The following is an 18190-nucleotide window of genomic DNA, read 5'->3' on the forward strand; positions in this document are numbered from 1 at the left end:
GTGAATTATCAATAGCATTAGCAGAGAACTTTCATCTGTTTGAAAATTGACAAAATATATTTGTTTAGGTATATACCTAAACAACTACATTTTGTCAGAAATAATTTTTTTAAATTTTAAATATCTGCAGGGCTTTGACCACCAGGCTGTGTGCTTACGCAGCACCTCACTTCTTTTGCAACCGAAGGAAGTACTACAACTGAAAGGAGTACATTTAGGTATGGTATTGCCACAAAGAATCAAAAGTACTACGTTTTTTACTAAAATTTTAGGTATTAAACTACTTTTAATATATTTTTAAAATATAAGGCTGTAGTATATGCGTTTTTCGCTCTGCGTGCCGTAGGCAGCAACTTTGACGAAGTCCGCAGAGCGTGAGCGACAAAAAAGTTGATAATATATTTACAAAATATAAAAATTGACAAAATATAGTTGTTTAGGTATATTATTCTTATAATGTTATAAATTTTAATTGGATTAAAAAATGTATTTAAATAAAATAATATCACATAGAGGATTTTCATCTCAATATCCGGAAAACACTTTATTATCATTTGAAAAAGCAATAGAATTAGGTGCAGAATGTATAGAAACAGATGTTACTATATTAAAAGATGGTACTCTTGTTTTATTTCATGATTATGAAACTAAACATCATACAAATTTTGATGGTATTATAAATGATTTAGACTATAACAATATACAAAATATTGATGCTGGTTCTTGGAAAAATGAAAAATTTAAAAATACTAGAATACCTACTTTAAAAGAATTAATAGATTTATCTAAAAACACAAATACTAAAATTAACTTAGAACTCAAAGGTGAATCTGGAAAAAACGAAAAATACTGGAATAGCATAGTTGAAAATACTGTAAAACTAATAAAAGACAATAAAGTTCAAGATTTAATTTTTTATTCAAGCTTTGAATTTGATATGTTAAGAATTTTAAAAGATGTAGATAAGAATGCTAAATTTGGAATTTTATTTTATGATAAAACAGAGCATTGGAAAGAAATATCTGAAGAACTAAAACCGCAATCTATACATTTATTTGATAAGACAGTAAATAAAAAATTAATAGAAAATATAAAAAATGAAAATTACGAAGTTTATGTTTACACTGTAAATTCTTTAGAATTGGCAAATGAATTTTATTCTATTGGTGTAGATGGAATATTTACCGATATGCCTGATATATTTATAAAAAAATAAAGGGCTAATAAGTTACTGCCTTACTAACCCTTATTTTTCGTATAGTTATATTTTATAATTAGATTTATCTATAGTAATAATATCTCATTCTATAGGCATTCAATTGCTGTAATTGTTCATCTGTTAGAACATCTAATATAGATACATCTTTTTCTATTCTAAGATAATCTATTTCTTTTTCTAAATCTTTTTTCTGATTTATTAAGTCTTTGATTAAGTTTAAATCGATATCTATTTTTTCTCTTTCCATTTTAAACTTATAATCAATACTTCTTTTTTGATATTCTAAATCATTTATTTTTAATTCATATTCATAAGCAATTTTACTCATTTCATCAATTTGCTCATCGCTTAAATATACTCCTGCATTTCTGCACATTCTGTATACATCGCCTCTTGCTGCATGTCTTCCTCTAGGTGCTGGAGGTACTGGTTCTCTTTCTCTTGGTGCAGCTTCATAATAACCTCTAGGTGTACCCCTAGACTCTGCTGGAGGCGGAGGAGGTGTTTGGGCAAAAGCCATTGATGATATTAAAGTGATAATAAGTGTAGATAATAATATTTTTGTTTTCATTGATTAATCTCCTATTTTTTAATTAATTGTTTTTATTTGATTTATTAGACGAATAATACTGATAAAAGTTCCTATACAATATAAAAATTTTACAAAACTATTGATAAAAAAACAATATTGTTATATAGTAATACTCTATAGCAATATTATTTTTAGGAAGGTTATAAGATGGAAGTATATAATATAGATATGATAAGAAATTTTTATAAAAATTATTCAAATAAAGTAAATAATATAAAGTCAAAATTAAACAGAGCATTAACATTATCAGAAAAAGTTTTATATGCCCATTTATACAATGAAAATGATATAAAAGATTTTAAAAGAGCGGAAGATTATGCAGATTTCAGACCAGACAGAGTTGCAATGCAGGACGCTACAGCTCAAATGGCTTTGCTTCAATTTATGAATGCTGGAAAAACTTCTTCTGCAGTACCAGCAACAATACACTGCGACCATTTAATAGAGGCTTGTAAAGGTGCCGAAGAAGATTTAAAAAATGCACTTAATGTTAATAAAGAAGTTTATAATTTTTTAGAAAGTGTTGCCAAAAAATACGGACTAGGTTTCTGGGAAGCAGGTTCTGGAATCATTCACCAAATAGTTTTAGAAAATTATGCCTTCCCTGCTGGAATGATGATAGGAACAGACTCTCATACACCTAATGCTGGAGGACTTGGAATGCTTGCCATAGGTGTAGGCGGTGCTGATGCAGTTGATGTTATGACTGGTATGGAATGGGAATTAAAAATACCTAATATAATAGGAGTAAAATTGACTGGTTCACTAAATGGCTGGGCTAGTGCAAAAGATGTAATACTAAAATTAGCAGGTATTTTAACAGTTAAAGGCGGTACTAACTCTATTATAGAATATTTCGGAGAAGGAGCATCTACCCTATCCGCTGCTGGTAAAGCTTCAATATGTAATATGGGTGCTGAAGTTGGAGCTACTACTTCAATATTCCCTTATGATAATAATATAAAAGAATATTTAATATCTACAGGACGCGAAGAAATTGCAAAACTTGCAGATGAAAATATCGCTAATTTAAAAGCTGATGAAGAAGTATATCAAAATCCAGAAAAATATTATGACAAAATAATAGAAATAAATTTGTCTGAATTAGAACCATACTTAAACGGACCATTCACTCCTGATGCTGCATGCACTATAAGTGAGTTTGCTAAAAAAGTAGAAGAAAATAAATATCCTACAGCTATGGAAGTTGGATTAATAGGTTCTTGTACTAATTCTTCTTATCATGATTTAAGTAAGGCTGCTTCTCTTGCACGTCAGGTAATAGAAAAGAAATTAAAAGTGAAAGCAAAAATAATAATTAATCCGGGTTCTGAAGCTTCATATAATGCGGCTTTAAGAGATGGTATAATTGACGACTTCAAAAAAATCGGTGCTGTTATAATGACTAATGCATGCGGACCTTGTATAGGACAATGGAACAGACAAGAGCCTGATAATACAAGAGCAAACTCAATAGTAACATCTTTCAATAGAAACTTTGCTAAACGTGCCGACGGCAACCCTAACACTCATGCATTCGTTGCTTCTCCTGAAACTGTAATGGCTTTGAGTATAGCAGGAGATTTAAGATTTAATCCTCTTAAAGATACTCTTATAAATGAAGAAGGAAAAGAAGTTAAACTTGATGCACCTGTTGGAATAGCTTTGCCTAAAAATGGACTTAGCACTGAAAATAAAAAAAGACAGAATGCTCCTGACAGTACAGTAGAAATCATAATAGATAAATATTCAAAACGTTTGCAATTATTAAAACCTTTCAATAAATTTAATATAAAAGATTTTGAGAATATGCCTCTGCTTATAAAAGTAAAAGGTAAATGTACAACTGACCATATATCAATGGCTGGGCCTTGGCTAAAATTCAGAGGACATTTGGAAAATATTTCAGACAATATGTTAATGGGTGCTGTTAATTTCTTCAATGATAAGACGAACTGTGTATTCAATCAATTAAATAACAGTTATGAAGAAGTTTCAAAAACAGCAAAAGAATATAAGAATAAAAATATATCTTCTATAGTTGTAGCAGAAGAAAATTACGGTGAAGGTTCAAGCAGAGAGCATGCGGCAATGGAACCAAGATTTTTGAATGTTAAAGCTGTATTAGCTAAAAGTTTTGCAAGAATACATGAAACAAATCTAAAAAAACAAGGTATGCTTGCTATAACATTTAAAGATAAAGATGATTACAATAAAATACAGGAAAAAGATAAAATAAGTATAATAGGACTTGATAATTTCAAACCTAAACAAAATCTTACTGTTAAAGTAGTTCATGAAGATGGAAGTGAAGATATATTTGAAGCAGTACATACCTATAATGATGCACAAATTGAATGGTTTAAAAATGGAAGTGCATTAAACAGTTTAGGAAATAATTAAACATTAAAATAATAATTTGACATTGAAGTTATTATTAATAAACTATTTAGTATAGAAAGTATTTATAAAATAACAATTAGGATATTATTATGAGCAAAATCGAAATGAAAAATGGTAAACTAATCGTTCCAAATAATATTTCAATACCATTTATTGAAGGTGATGGTGTTGGAAAGGAAATTACTCCAGTGGCACAAATGGTAGTAAATGAGGCAGTAAAAAAAGCATATCATGGAGAAAAATCTATTGAATGGATTGAGGTACTTGCCGGGGATAAAGCACAAAAAGAATTAGGTACTCCTTTGCCTGATGAAACAATCAAAATTTTTGAAGAATATTTAATAGGTATAAAAGGCCCTTTAACTACTCCTGTAGGTGAAGGTATGCGTTCTCTTAATGTAGCACTTCGTCAGACTTTGGATCTTTATGTTTGTTTAAGACCAGTAAGATGGTTTAAAGGTACTTCTTCACCTGTAAAAGAACCTAATAAAGTTAATATGGTAGTTTTCAGAGAAAATACTGAAGATATATATGCAGGTATAGAATGGAAAACTGGTACTGAAGAAGCTAAGAAATTTTATAACTTCCTAAAAAATGAAATGGGTGTAAGTAAAGTAAGATTCCCAGAAACTTCATCTTTTGGAGTTAAGCCTGTATCTGAAGAAGGTTCTAAAAGATTAATAGCATCTGCAATAGAATATGCTATTGAAAACAAACTTCCTTCAGTAACTTTGGTTCATAAAGGTAATATAATGAAATTCACTGAAGGCGGATTCAAAAAATACGGATATGAACTTGCTAGAAAAGAATTTGCTGATAAAACTTTCACTATGGAAGAATATGCAGAAATAAAAAAAGAATTCGGCGAAGATAAAGCAAAAGCAAAATTAAAAGAAGCTAAAGAAAGCGGTAAAATAATAATAAAAGACAATATCGCTGATGCATTCTTACAAAATACATTATTAAAACCTGAAGATTATTCTGTAATAGCTACATTAAATTTAAATGGTGATTATATATCAGATCAACTTGCTGCTATGGTAGGCGGAATTGGAATAGCACCTGGAGGAAACATTAATTATAAAACAGGTCATGCTATTTTTGAAGCTACTCATGGAACAGCACCAGATATAGCAGGAAAAAATCAAGCTAATCCTTGTTCATTAATACTTTCTTCTGTTATGGCATTGGAATATTTAAATTTAAATGAAGCTGCTAATTTAATAATAAATGCTTTGGAAAAATCATTTGAAAGCGGATATGCTACTGAAGATTTAGCAAGCTTTATGGAAAATGGTACTTCTCTTGGTACTAAAGAATTTGGAGAGAAAATAGTTTCTCTAATATAATTTTTTATAATTTATTGCTAATAATTTTGTATTATACAAAACATTATATTTTATAAACTAAAATCAATTAAAAAGGAGTTTATTATGAGAAAAGAATATTTACTTTATAAGCTATACGATCATTCTAGTAAACGTATAAAGATAGATAGTGAGCTTTTTCAGAAATATAATGTAAAAAAGGGACTTAGAAATGAAGACGGTACCGGAGTATTAGTAGGACTTACAAATGTTGGAGACGTTGTAGGATATGAAAAAGATGCTGAAGGTAATGTTTTTCCTATAGACGGCAAGCTTTATTATAGAGGTTATGATTTAAATGACATAGCTAAAGATATACTTGAATCAAAAAGATTCGGATATGAAGAAGTATGCTATTTATTATTATCTGGAAAGCTTCCTGATGAAGAAAGATTATTATATTTCAAAGAACTTATTTCAGAAAATATGTATTTAGATAAAAAAACTATTATGAATATAATAGATTTGGAAGGTCAGAATATTATGAATATATTATCAAGAAGCGTACTTGAAATGTATATTCATGATCCTAATCCTGAAGATTTATCTTTAGAAAATTTAATGCTTCAGTCTATACAATTGATAGCAAGATTTCCTGCTATTATCGCTTATGCCTATAATATGTATAAATATAGTGTTAATCAAAAATATTTAAATATTACATTACCTAAAACAAAATATTCTATAGCAGAAAATTTCTTATACATGCTTAAACAAGAATTTACTCCTTTAGAAGCGAGAATGCTTGACTTACTTCTTATACTTCATGCTGAACATGGAGGCGGTAATAATTCCACATTTACAGTACGTGTAACAAGTTCAACTAGAACAGATACATATTCAAGTATATCTGCCGGCATTGGTTCTCTTAAAGGAGATTTGCATGGAGGAGCTAATGCCAAAGTAAGTGATATGTTCAGTCATTTAAAAGAAGTTATAGATGATTGGGATAACATCAATGAAATAGATGATTATTTAATAAAGATGTTAAATAAAGAAGCTTATGATAAAAGCGGTCTTATATATGGAATGGGACATGCAGTTTACACTTTATCAGATCCTAGAGCTGTTATATTAAAAGATTTAGCACGTCAGCTTGCTAAAGAAAAGAAAAAAGAATGCGAACTTGATTTTTTAGAATTAATAGAACAAAGAGCAGTAGAATGTTTTATAAAAGTAAAAGGCGATAAAAAAAGAGTTTGTGCTAATGTAGACCTTTATTCTGGATTTATATATGATATGCTTGGAATACCTAAGGAAATTTACACTCCTCTATTTGCTATGTCAAGAATTGTAGGTTGGTGTGCTCATAGAATAGAAGAATTAAATTTCGATGATAGAAGAATAATAAGACCAGCATATAAAAACGTATCTGAACCTCAAGAGTTCATAAAAATGGCTGATAGAGGTCAATAATATCGTATAATTTATGGCAATAAAAAAAGAGGCTTAAATAAATTTTTAAGTCTCTTTTTTATTTAACTTTTATAAAACAAAAAATAATTTAAATTTTATCTAATATAAGTCTTAAATCTTTTTCATTTATTATTATGGTTGCTTCTTTTTTCAAAACTTCTTTAGCACAAAATGCCACTTTATTTTTAGCATATTTAAACATACTTAAATCATTTGCACCGTCTCCAACTACTAATGTATCATCATAATCAACATTTAAAAGTTTCTGCAATGTTAAAAGCATATTGCCTTTGCTGTTAGAAAACATCATTTCCCCTCCTACTTTTCCGGTTAGAATATTATCTTTAACATGGAAAATATTTGAGAACTCTGCATCCAAATTAAGTTTTTGTGAAAAAGGAATAGTAGCATTTTTAAATCCGCCTGAAAAACATACACATTTATAATCTTTTTTATGAAGTTCTTCTATTATTTCTTTAGCACCATTCATAATAGGAAGCGAATTACAAATGTCATTAACAGTTTCTAATTTTATTCCTTTTAATAAGGCTACCCTGCTTTGAAGACTTTCAAAAAAATCTATTTCTCCTCTCATACCTCTTGCAGTAATTTCTGCAATCTCATTTGCAAAATTCGTTTCTCTAGCAATGATATCTAAAGTTTCACCGTCCATTAAAGTAGAATCAAAATCAAAAACTGCTAACTTCATTTTTATTTATCCTTCTATCATAAAGTATATTCAGCTGTAAGTCTTACATACTTAGGATCAGAAACACCATCTATATTAGAAATTTTAGTTATAACATCATTTCCTATAACTCTATCAACGTTTATAGCCATCATAGACATGTTGCTTCCTTTAATATTCTCTGATACACTCATTGAACCAATATTTATTCCGTCGCCTGAAAGTACTGTTGCAACTTTTGCTATCATAGCAGGCTGATTTATATGAGGAACAACCAATATATGAGGCTGAGGTTTAATTATAACATCATAATCATTAAGTTTAACTATTCTAGCTATGTTCTTAGCTATTAATGAAACAGAAACACTTGTTACATCTTTATCTGTTGTTAATTTTACTTTAAGTATGCCTGTAAAAGTAGAAGGAGCTTCTGATTTTATAGTTTTTACTTCTATTCCTCTTTGCTTAGCTAGATATGGAGCATTAACATAGTTAACATCTTGGAACATATAAGATAATGCACCTTTTAATATAGCAACTTCAAGAGGCTGAATATCTAAATTAATTAAATCTCCTTGTGCTGTTATTTCAAGAGATTTTATTTTACCATTAGCAACCTGCATTATCATTTCGCCAGCATTCTCTGCTATTTTCATATAATCTTTAACTGGTTCTAATTTTTCAGGATTAAGTGAAGGAATATTAACTGCTGATTCTGTGTATCCACCGGATAATACTAATTTTATTTGTTTTGCAACATCCAATGCTACATTGATTTGTGCTTCTTTAGTGCTTGCTCCTAAATGAGGAGTAAGTATTAAATTATTATTTTTATATTGAACTAAAGGACAAGTTTCTATTTTTGGCTCATTAACAAAAACGTCTACTGCAGCTGCAGCTATAGTACCATTTTCTAAAGTTTCTTTTAAATCTTCTTCATTAACAAGTCCGCCTCTTGAACAGTTGATAATAATAGCAGAATTTTTCATTTTAGATAAATTATCTTTATTGATTATATTATTAGTTTCAGGAGTTTTTGGTATATGCAAAGATAAATAATCCAATTTTGGTAAGAATTCATCTAAAGAAGTTTCATAAACAGCACCAGTTTTTTGAACAATATCTTCTGTAGCAAATGGATCGTATACTATAACTTTCATTCCAATAGCCAAAGCAATATGTACAACCTTTCTTCCTATTCTTCCAAATCCCATAACTCCTAAAGTCTTTCCGAAAAGTTCATTACCAGTAAATTTATCTCTATCCCATTTAGCTTCTTTTGTAGAAACAACTGCAGGTACTATATTTCTTGATACAGCAAGCATCAATGCGATAGTATGCTCTGAAGCAGCTATAGTATTTCCGTCTGGAGAATTAACCACAATAATTCCTTTTTCTGTAGCAGCTTCAACATCTATATTGTCAACTCCTACTCCGGCACGTCCTATAATCTTTAAATTATTTCCTGCTTCTATAATCTTTCTTGTAACTTTTGTCTGACTTCTTACCATCAAAGCATCATATTCTCCAATAACTTTTACAAGTTCATCTTCGCTCATAGTAGGAAGAAATACAGCTTCAGAAACATCAGCTATTATATCCTTAACACATTCATTTATCTTATCAGTTATTAAAACTTTCATTATATATTTTCTCCTTATTGTTGCTATGTTCGAAAAATCCTATAAGCTCCTCGATAATGAATTATCGAGGCGGATTTTTCTCACTTCTTTTGTTGCTATGCTCGAAAAATCATATAAGCTCCTCGATAATAAATTATCGAGGCGGATTTTTCTCGTTTTATTATTGTTATGTTCGCCCACCTGAAAGGTGCCTAATTGGTACGCCTATAATAAGCAAATAAATAAATTTATTTGCTGGCTTCGGCTCGCTTTTTGTTGTTATGCTCGAAAAATCATATAAGCTCCTCGATAATAAATTATAGAGACGGATTTTTCTCGCTTTTTTATTGCTATGTTCGCCAACCTGAAAGGTGCCTAATTGGTACGCCTATAATAAGCAAATAAATAAACTTATTTGTTTACTATATCCATGTGGGACGGATTCGGCTCATTTATTATTACTAATAAAAACTGATTATAAAAATAAAATATTCTAATATAATTTTTATATTATATTAGAATATCTATATACAATTTTTTTATTTATAATCTAATAAAAATTTTACGTTATATCAATATCTTGTTGTTCTTTTGGCAAATCTAAAAATATAAAAACAAGATATAGTTTACATATATATTTTATTTATTTAATTCTTCAATTAATGTTTTTACTCCTATTCCTAATTCAAATTTATATCCCAACTTCAAAAGGCTTGCTTCTAAAGCTCCAACTGCCATTATTAAATCACGTTCGCAAACGAATCCTAAAGTACCAATTCTAAATATTTTATTTTCTAAAGATCCCTGACCATTCGCTACTATTATATCATAATCTTCTTTTAGAGTTTTTCTTATATCTGGAACACTTATTCCATCTGGAGGAAGTATTGAAGTTATTGCATGGCTTGCATTATTATCATCTTCAACAAGTAATTTTAATCCGATTGCTCTGATTGCTTTTCTTAATGATAAAGCAAGTTTTTTATGTCTTGCATTAACATTCTCAATACCTTCTTCTTTTATCATTTTTAAAGAAGTATGCAAAGAAGTTATTAAACTAACTGCTGGTGTAAAAGGAGTTGTATCTTTAGCATTAGATTTTTTATGTTCTGTCCAATTAAAATAAAAACTTGGATATTTACATTTTTCATGCATTTTTAAAGCTTCTTCGCTTGCTGTTAAAAAAGATAATCCTGGAGCTATCATAAATCCTTTTTGAGAACCAGACACTGCAACATCAATACCCCATTCATCTGTTTTAAACTCCATAGCACATAAACTTGTTATTCCATCTACAACAGATAAAGCACCATGTTTTTTTATTATAGAACATAATGTTTTAACATCATTAGCAGCACCTGTTGAAGTCTCACTATGAGTAAGAGTGACAATTTTTATATCTTTATCTTTATTTAAAGCTTCTTCAAGCATTTCAGGTTTTATAATTTGTCCTGCTTCAACTTCCAACTTTGTAACTACTGCTCCTCTGCTTGCTGCAATTTTAGCCCATCTTGCACCAAAATTTCCAATAGATAAGCATAATACTTTATCGCCTTCATTAATAAGGTTTTCTAAAGCAGAACACATTGCTCCCGTTCCGCTTGCTGTAAATAGAAATACATCATTCTTAGTTTGAAACACATATTTTAAATCTTCATAAACTTCTTTTAATATATTTGAAAATTCTTTACTTCTATGTGCCATTGGATGTTTAGCCATTTCTATCAATGCTGATTCTGGTACTGGTGTAGGTCCTGGTATCATCAAAAAAGTTTTATCCCTCATAAATAAAACGCTCCTTTAATATTCAAAAGTACAATAATATTTCCATTATTATAGTACATATATTATTTTTTACAATACTATATTTAGTAATATATATAAAAATTATTTTTTATTTTACTATAAAGTACTAATTATCTACATAAAAAAGCAATTACTTATAAAAAAATAATTGTTTTTTCTAAATTATTTACTAGATTTATACTAAAATTATTCAAATATGTTAAAGGATAAAAACAATGAAAAAAATATTTATTTTACTATTCATATTAATATTAAGTATATCATGTTCTAATGCTGGAAAAACAGGCCCAAATTATAATAATAACTCTTCCAGTAATGGAAACAATACAGAAGAAAATGGAAATAATACTGAAAATATCGGAAGTAACACAGAAGAAAACGGAAATTCTAACAATGATAGTAATACAGGTGGAAGCATAACAGAAACAGATAACAATAAAGTATGGAAAAGCAAAGTAGCAAATCAAAAAATTACAAAAATGAATTATTATTTCGATTCTGAAGGAAATATAATTAATAATGGAACTGCAGTTAAAGAATATTTATTCCATAAATGTTTAGATGCTAATACAGCAATATACTATTATGAAGATGATCCTACATACTTATATGATATAGGAGATCCATATTCTCCATCAGGATTAAAAGTAAAAATATATTGCATTGTAAAAATAGTTGAAGAACAAGATAAAATATACTTTTTAGATGGAATTAATAACTGTACAACAGAATATAGACTAAAAATATCTGAGTTTATAGCTAATAATCATAATATACCCGATTGGACTAAATTACCTATTATGACTGAAAATGATATAAATACTACTATAGACATTAATGATAAAAGATGGACTGATTGGGGATATTTCGGACCAAATATAATAGGATAATTAATAAAAAATATAAAAGGGTATTAACTCAAAATTAAGTTAATACCTTTTTTATTAATACATTTTAATAATTAAAATATTTTAATACAAAACTCCTTGACAATACATCATCTTTTATATATTATTTAATATCTAATTTTTTATCATAATAAAAATTATTAACTTACTTTAATCAAATAAGGAATAATAAATAATGAAATCATTAAAAAAAGAAATTATATACCCTGTTATATTTGTATTACTTTCCATACTGTTTTTCTACAGTAATTTAACATTCTCATATCTTCAAATGGGCGATGTTATTCTCTGGGATATAAAAAATATTAAAGATGCAATATTCAGCGGTAATTTATATTTTTGGAATAATGCATATTTCACAATAGCATCATCTTCAACAGTTCCTATTCACCCTAAAGCATTACTCATAGCATTATTTCCTAATGAAATATATCCGCAAATGAGTATTATATTTCATATAGCTATAATGGGATACGGACTATTTTTATTTTTGAGAGAGAAGAAATTATCAATAAAAGCATCTATGTTTGGTGCAATTGCTTTGATGTTTTCTAATGCTATAATAACTCTTATACTTCCAGGACACTTAGGTAAATTTGAAACTTATTGTTATTTCCCTTTTGTTTTATATTTCTTATCTAAAGCTATGAACACTGAAAAATGGATTCATTTCTTCTTCACTGGTGCTTTCTTAGGAGTTGCATTTCTAGGCGGTGCATTAGATGTAGCTATGTACTTTGCTTTATTCTTATCATGTTACTTCTTATACTTACTTTATAATAAAAAGAATGACAAAAAAATAATTGACTTTATAAAAACAGATATAAAAAAAATAATTCTTTTATGTGGAAAATTCGCTTTGGTAGCAGTATTTTCTTTTTTAATGTCTATACAAATAATAATGGTTACAAAAAATACTCAAGATATGGGAGCTGCCGGAGTTGAGGATAAAAAACAATTATGGGAATGGGCTACAAGATGGTCATATCCTCCTGAGGAAGTATTAGGATTTTTCATACCTGGTTTCTTTGGTTATTATTCCGGAAGCGAAACCCACCCTTATTGGGGAAGAATAGCTAATATGCCTGGAGAGCCTAAAACTTCAAATTTCTCTTTAACTTCTGCAAATATTGGTTATATAACTTTCCTATTTATAATATTTGCTATTTTTATAAGCAGAAAAAAATACAATGAAAAATATTTCTGGATAGGTACTGCCCTATTCTTTTTGATAGCTAGTTTTGGAAGATATTTCCCTGTTATATATGGAACATTGTTTCAAATTCCGATATTCAGAGATGCAAGAAACCCAAATAAATTTATAGAAATTATACCTATACCTTTTGCTATACTATCTTCATTTGCAGCAGATTATATATTTAAAGCAATAGAAGCTAAAAAAGAAGATAAATTATTAAAATATTTGGAAGATGATTATAAATATATAAATATAGCTCAAAAAATAATGTATATTATAGCTATAGCCTCTGTTGTATTAGCATTAATTACAATAATAGCTAATGGTGTTATATATAATAATTTTATTGCTGACTGGAAAGAACAAAATGCTGCAATAATAGCAAAAAATATATCAATGTCTTTTGTAAGATTAATGCTAATGTCATCTACTGTACTGCTTTTAATGAATAGTGCAATTTCATTAAAGGATATAACTATAAAAGATAAATTTGCTGTAGTAGTTCCATTTATAGGATTTATATTATTCTCTATGTATGATTTAGGTCATATTGGTTTCCTTGTTATCGGAAGTATTATAGTATTTTTCTATATAATAATTGCTAATAAAGAAAAACTATTTTATAAATACTTACCATATATGTTTATGGCAGTGTTATTTTTAGATTTGACACAAAGCGGAAATATGTTTATAGTTAAATCTAATATTAATCAAATGTACAATTCTACTCCTATAGTTGATCATATATTAAAAGAAGAAGGCAATAAAACAACAATGCCTATATTGATTCCTTATCTATATAGATATACAACACATACAATGCCTTATTACAATATACCTTTAACAGAACCTCCTGCAGCAAGCAGATTATCAAAAGATATCACCGATACTTTTATGAAATTTAGAATAAATGATTATGTAGGATATCAGCCTAGACTTATGGATTTACTTGGTGTAAGATACATTTTAAGTCCTACATATTTAGATCAGTCCATTCTATCAAATGATTTAACTAAAATAACAGAGTATCAAGATCAATTCTCCGCTGCTGTTTTATATGAATTAAAGGGTTATAGAAATAAATATGAATTTGTAAATAATGCCTATAATGCTGTTGATTTCAATGACGGACTTGGAAGAATTAGCATGCCTAATTTCAACTTGGCAAATGAAGTTGTCTTATTAAATAATTCAAATAAAAATATAACTTTAAATAATAATAAGGCTATTCATAGTGTTGAATTATTAGAAGAAACTGACAATAAAATAGTATTCAATGTAAAAACACCTGATGCCGGAATACTTGTATCAAAAGAGCGTTATAATAATGATTGGCAAGTTACAGTAAATGGGGAGAAAAAAGAGCTGCTAAATGCTAACTTATTATTCAGAGGTGTTTATGTTGAAGCAGGCGACAATAATATAGTATTTGAATTTAAACCTTCAATGAAATATTTATATAGTACTGTTATTTGTTGGATTATATTCATAATAATATTAATAATAAACTCATCTTTATATATAAAAAGAAATTCATAATAGAATATAAAAGATTATTAATAATAGCTCTAATGTAAATTTTTATACATTAGGGCTATTATTTTATCAACTTTTATTAAAATATTTTTCAATTAATATTCTGTTGTAAATAAGAAGTAAAATATTTGTAAAAAATATTGACATGAAATAAAAAATATGATATACTATACTTAAAAACGAGGGAGGTGCTGTATGAAAATGATGAAGATCGTATTAGCAATTATCATATTCACCTCTAGTACTTTATTGGCTGACAGAATTATTCCTCCTGAATCATTACCTGATAGAGCAAAACAATTCATATCAGGAGCATTTCCAGATGCACAGATATGGTATGTGGAATTAGATGATGGTAAATATGAGGTAGAACTTTCCAATGGTATTAAAATAGAATTTCTACGTAACGGCGATTGGAAAGAAATAGAAGCCGAGTATATAGGAATACCGCTTAATGTTTTTCCAGCTAATGTGGCAAAAACAATACAGAACACATATCCACAAACAGTGGTTATTAGTGCTGAAAAGAAATGGGGAACTTATGAAGTAAAGCTAAACAATATGATGGAGCTTTATATATCTTCTGACGGTCAGCTGATAGGACAAAAATTTGATGATTGATTTACTTTCCATCCCATATACAAGGCAGGGTATTAGATTTTTCTAATACCCTGTTATTTTTTAAATTAACTAGAATAAATAAATTATACTACTTAAAATTTTTAGTATATACCTAAACAATTATATTTTGTCAAAATAATTTTTTTAATTTAAAATATTTTCAGGGCTTTGCCCCGAACCCCAGTTCTTTTACGACCGAAGGAAGTACTGTAAGTATTGGTATAAAAGAACCAAAAGAACTGCATTTTTTACCTAAAATCAGGGTATTATACCATATTTGATACATATTCTTTAAATATAAAGTTATAGCAATTGCGTTTTTCGCGTAGCGTATCCGAGTTTATCGAGGATATAAGGTTCTTTGACGAAGTACGTAGAGCGTGTGCGGCAAAAAAGTAGACAACATCTATATAAAGTGTCTCAGTTGATAAACTTAAAAATTTTCAGTATATATTAAAATCATTTTGAGATATATTTTAATCTTTATAATACTTACTATAGAACTCATAGCTTTTAATAACTCGTTCTACATAATATTCTGTTTCCTCAATATCAATAAATCTTCCTGTACGATACATGTTATTAGTACCGTATTCAGATTTCCATCTTCTTCCTCGTCCTGAACCTGCATTATAACTTGCTGCTACTAATATATAATTACTTGCCTTTTGACTGCTAAATAACCAACCCAAATGAGAAATTCCTAAATTAATATTCTGCTTAGGGTCTGTTAAATCTAAAGGATCATATCTGTACCTAGATTTTTTATTTTCAGCAGCTGCTGTTGTAGGCATTAACTGCATAAGTCCCATAGCACCAACCCAAGACTTAGCCTTTATGTCAAATAAACTTTCTTCACGCATTATGGCATATACAAAAGCCGGTTCTATTTTATAATATTTGGCTTCTGGTACAACATATTTATCGAAATACCTTGGATAAACTTTCTTTCTAAGCTCATCTGGAAGCAAATCTGTATTTTCGTTATAAGGATATCCAAAATATTTACCTATATTAGCTGATATTTGCATAAGTCTTTTAGTTCTGCCTGAATCTGTAAATATTTTCTCAGCGAAATAATATAATGGATATGTTACTTGTGTCTTTTTAAATACTTTATCAAATTCTGTATATGCATTATCATAATCACCATAATAATAAAGAACTATAGCCTTATTAACTTCTCTCCTAGTCTGTAAAGATAATTCATTAAACAAATCATTCTCATTTCTCTTGGAATACATATCTTTAACAAATCTATTTCTCATAAGTATAGTTTTAGCTAACTTTCTGCTTTCTTTCATAAGATCATCTTCTTTTCCAGTAGCAATATAATTTAAGAATTGTATCTTATCAAGCATTTGCATAGACTTAGTATAATTTGAATCAGCATAATATTTTTTAGCCTCATCTAAATAATATGTATTGCTAATCTCAACATTATGAATCATTTCATCACTAGCTAAACTCAAAGCACCTTTTACAAAATAATGACTCTTGCTTGTAAGCAAACTTTTCATTATATATTCATCTCTTTTTTCAGTATCTCCAAATTCTGAAGCAGTCCACATATTCCAAGATAAGGCAAAATCATGTCTGAATTTTGGATATCTAGCCTCTAATGCTTTTGTTGCAAAATATGTTTCTGTTTTATTATTTAATTTAAATGCTTTTCTTAAATACGACTTTAATGCCAATTCAGTCTGCCAGCTTTTAGGAAATCTTTTCATCACATTAGTTAAATAATTTTTTGCCTGAACTAAATTATTTCTATTCAAACTAATATTAACAAAGTTATTATATATTCTAGGAACATAATCATCTCTTGGATACTCTTTCAAAAAAGTATTATATAATTCCATTGATTTATTATAATTTTTTAATTTACTATAATTATCAGCAGAATAATAAAGTCCTAATCTTCTATGTGCTTTATTGTTAGGATTGGATAAATATTCATTAAATAATACTGAAGCTTCTTCCCTATCGCCTGATAATTGTTTGATTCTAGCCATATAATATGTGGAAGTAGCCTTGTGTGAATTATGATCATATAAATATTTGAAATGAGGTAATGAAGCTTTTCTATACCCTGAATCATAAAGTGCTGCTGCTACTTTGTATTTTAAATCATTATTAAATGAAACGATATCTTCACTATAATTATTATTATAATATATAATAGCTTCCCTATTTCCAAATTTAGTTAAAAGTTCATAAGCTATCATTTTAGCTTTATTAGTATCATCTGTATTTCTTAAAGCTCTAATACCTACAAATTCCTTAATCCATTTTTGCTTCTTGCTATTAAAAAAATTACTGATAGGATAATCATCTCTGTAAAACTCTGCTAATGCTTTATACTGTTCTGCATAAGGATATAATGATGAACGCGGATATTCTTTCATTAATAATGAATATAAATTTATAGCTTCATCGTACATATTAGTATATAATGCACTTTTAGCCCCATAGTATATAACATAATCATTAATAAGCATATTTTCTTCTGTATTCATTATATTTGTAAATTGATTATATGCTTCTAAATATTTCTCTCTGTTATATAATTCTAGTGCAGTACCATAATTTATTTTACTTTTTGATATTATATTCTTCTTTAATGAAATGTCCTGAGCACCTAGCATTGAAGTCATTATTATAACAATGATTTCAATGCAAAGAGCAAACAGTAAAACTCTTTTATTAATAATAGCAGCTATTTTATTTTTCATTTACGCAAAATCCAAAAAATAGTTTTTATATAGTAAGCATTATTGTATTATTTTTTTGATTTTTTGCAAATAAATTTTA

The 18190-nt window shown here is 28.2% G+C and carries 12 protein-coding genes; 7 read left to right on the plus strand and 5 right to left on the minus strand.

Features of this window, described 5'->3' with window-relative positions; genetic code table 11:
• Positions 1-484 precede the first annotated feature (484 nt).
• Positions 485-1216: a glycerophosphodiester phosphodiesterase family protein gene (locus Q0K52_RS08875; protein ID WP_297298592.1), complete on the plus strand. Its 732-nt coding sequence runs from the start codon at positions 485-487 to the stop codon at positions 1214-1216.
• A 64-nt stretch (positions 1217-1280) separates the two neighbouring features.
• On the opposite strand, the gene Q0K52_RS08880 is transcribed toward Q0K52_RS08875, so the two are convergent.
• Positions 1281-1790 carry a hypothetical protein gene (locus Q0K52_RS08880; protein ID WP_297298594.1) on the minus strand — a complete coding sequence of 170 codons (510 nt, stop codon included), beginning with the start codon at positions 1788-1790 and terminating at the stop codon, positions 1281-1283.
• Positions 1791-1958: 168 nt separating this feature from the next.
• Here Q0K52_RS08880 and Q0K52_RS08885 point away from each other — a divergent pair, with 168 nt between their 5' ends.
• The 3 genes from Q0K52_RS08885 to Q0K52_RS08895 all read left to right on the plus strand — a co-directional run bounded on the left by Q0K52_RS08885 (position 1959) and on the right by Q0K52_RS08895 (position 6997).
• On the plus strand, positions 1959-4214 hold the full coding sequence (locus tag Q0K52_RS08885; RefSeq protein ID WP_297298596.1) for an aconitate hydratase: 2256 nt from the start codon (positions 1959-1961) through the stop codon (positions 4212-4214).
• Between the two features lie 89 nt (positions 4215-4303).
• Positions 4304-5563, plus strand: coding sequence for an NADP-dependent isocitrate dehydrogenase (gene icd / locus Q0K52_RS08890; RefSeq protein WP_297298598.1), 1260 nt, complete (start codon positions 4304-4306; stop codon positions 5561-5563).
• 84 nt (positions 5564-5647) lie between these two features.
• A complete protein-coding gene (locus Q0K52_RS08895) occupies positions 5648-6997 on the plus strand; it encodes a citrate/2-methylcitrate synthase (protein ID WP_297298599.1) in 1350 nt (449 codons plus the stop codon).
• Positions 6998-7085: 88 nt separating this feature from the next.
• On the opposite strand, the gene serB is transcribed toward Q0K52_RS08895, so the two are convergent.
• The 3 genes from serB to Q0K52_RS08910 form a co-directional block, all read right to left on the minus strand.
• Complete coding sequence (gene serB / locus Q0K52_RS08900) at positions 7086-7706, minus strand: phosphoserine phosphatase SerB (protein WP_297298601.1); 621 nt, start codon at positions 7704-7706, stop codon at positions 7086-7088.
• Positions 7707-7723: 17 nt separating this feature from the next.
• Positions 7724-9328, minus strand: coding sequence for a phosphoglycerate dehydrogenase (gene serA, locus Q0K52_RS08905; RefSeq protein ID WP_297298603.1), 1605 nt, complete (start codon positions 9326-9328; stop codon positions 7724-7726).
• Positions 9329-9946: 618 nt separating this feature from the next.
• Entirely contained in the window at positions 9947-11092 is a 1146-nt protein-coding gene (locus Q0K52_RS08910) for an alanine--glyoxylate aminotransferase family protein (RefSeq protein ID WP_297298605.1), read from the minus strand.
• Between the two features lie 236 nt (positions 11093-11328).
• Here Q0K52_RS08910 and Q0K52_RS08915 point away from each other — a divergent pair, with 236 nt between their 5' ends.
• The 3 genes from Q0K52_RS08915 to Q0K52_RS08925 all read left to right on the plus strand — a co-directional run bounded on the left by Q0K52_RS08915 (position 11329) and on the right by Q0K52_RS08925 (position 15376).
• Positions 11329-12003, plus strand: a complete 675-nt coding sequence (locus Q0K52_RS08915) for a hypothetical protein (RefSeq protein WP_297298607.1) — start codon at positions 11329-11331, stop codon at positions 12001-12003.
• A gap of 193 nt (positions 12004-12196) precedes the next feature.
• The gene (locus tag Q0K52_RS08920; protein WP_297298610.1) at positions 12197-14758 is read left to right on the plus strand and encodes a hypothetical protein; all 2562 of its coding nucleotides are present in this window, start codon (positions 12197-12199) and stop codon (positions 14756-14758) included.
• A gap of 192 nt (positions 14759-14950) precedes the next feature.
• On the plus strand, positions 14951-15376 hold the full coding sequence (locus Q0K52_RS08925; protein ID WP_297298612.1) for a PepSY-like domain-containing protein: 426 nt from the start codon (positions 14951-14953) through the stop codon (positions 15374-15376).
• A 476-nt stretch (positions 15377-15852) separates the two neighbouring features.
• Here the strand turns inward: Q0K52_RS08925 and Q0K52_RS08930 are convergent, their stop codons facing one another.
• The gene (locus Q0K52_RS08930) at positions 15853-18111 is read right to left on the minus strand and encodes a transglycosylase SLT domain-containing protein (RefSeq protein ID WP_297298614.1); all 2259 of its coding nucleotides are present in this window, start codon (positions 18109-18111) and stop codon (positions 15853-15855) included.
• Between the last annotated feature and the right edge of the window lie 79 nt (positions 18112-18190).

The sequence above is a fragment of the uncultured Brachyspira sp. genome, from assembly GCF_944390845.1.
GTDB classification, from domain to species: Bacteria; Spirochaetota; Brachyspiria; order Brachyspirales; family Brachyspiraceae; genus Brachyspira; species Brachyspira pulli.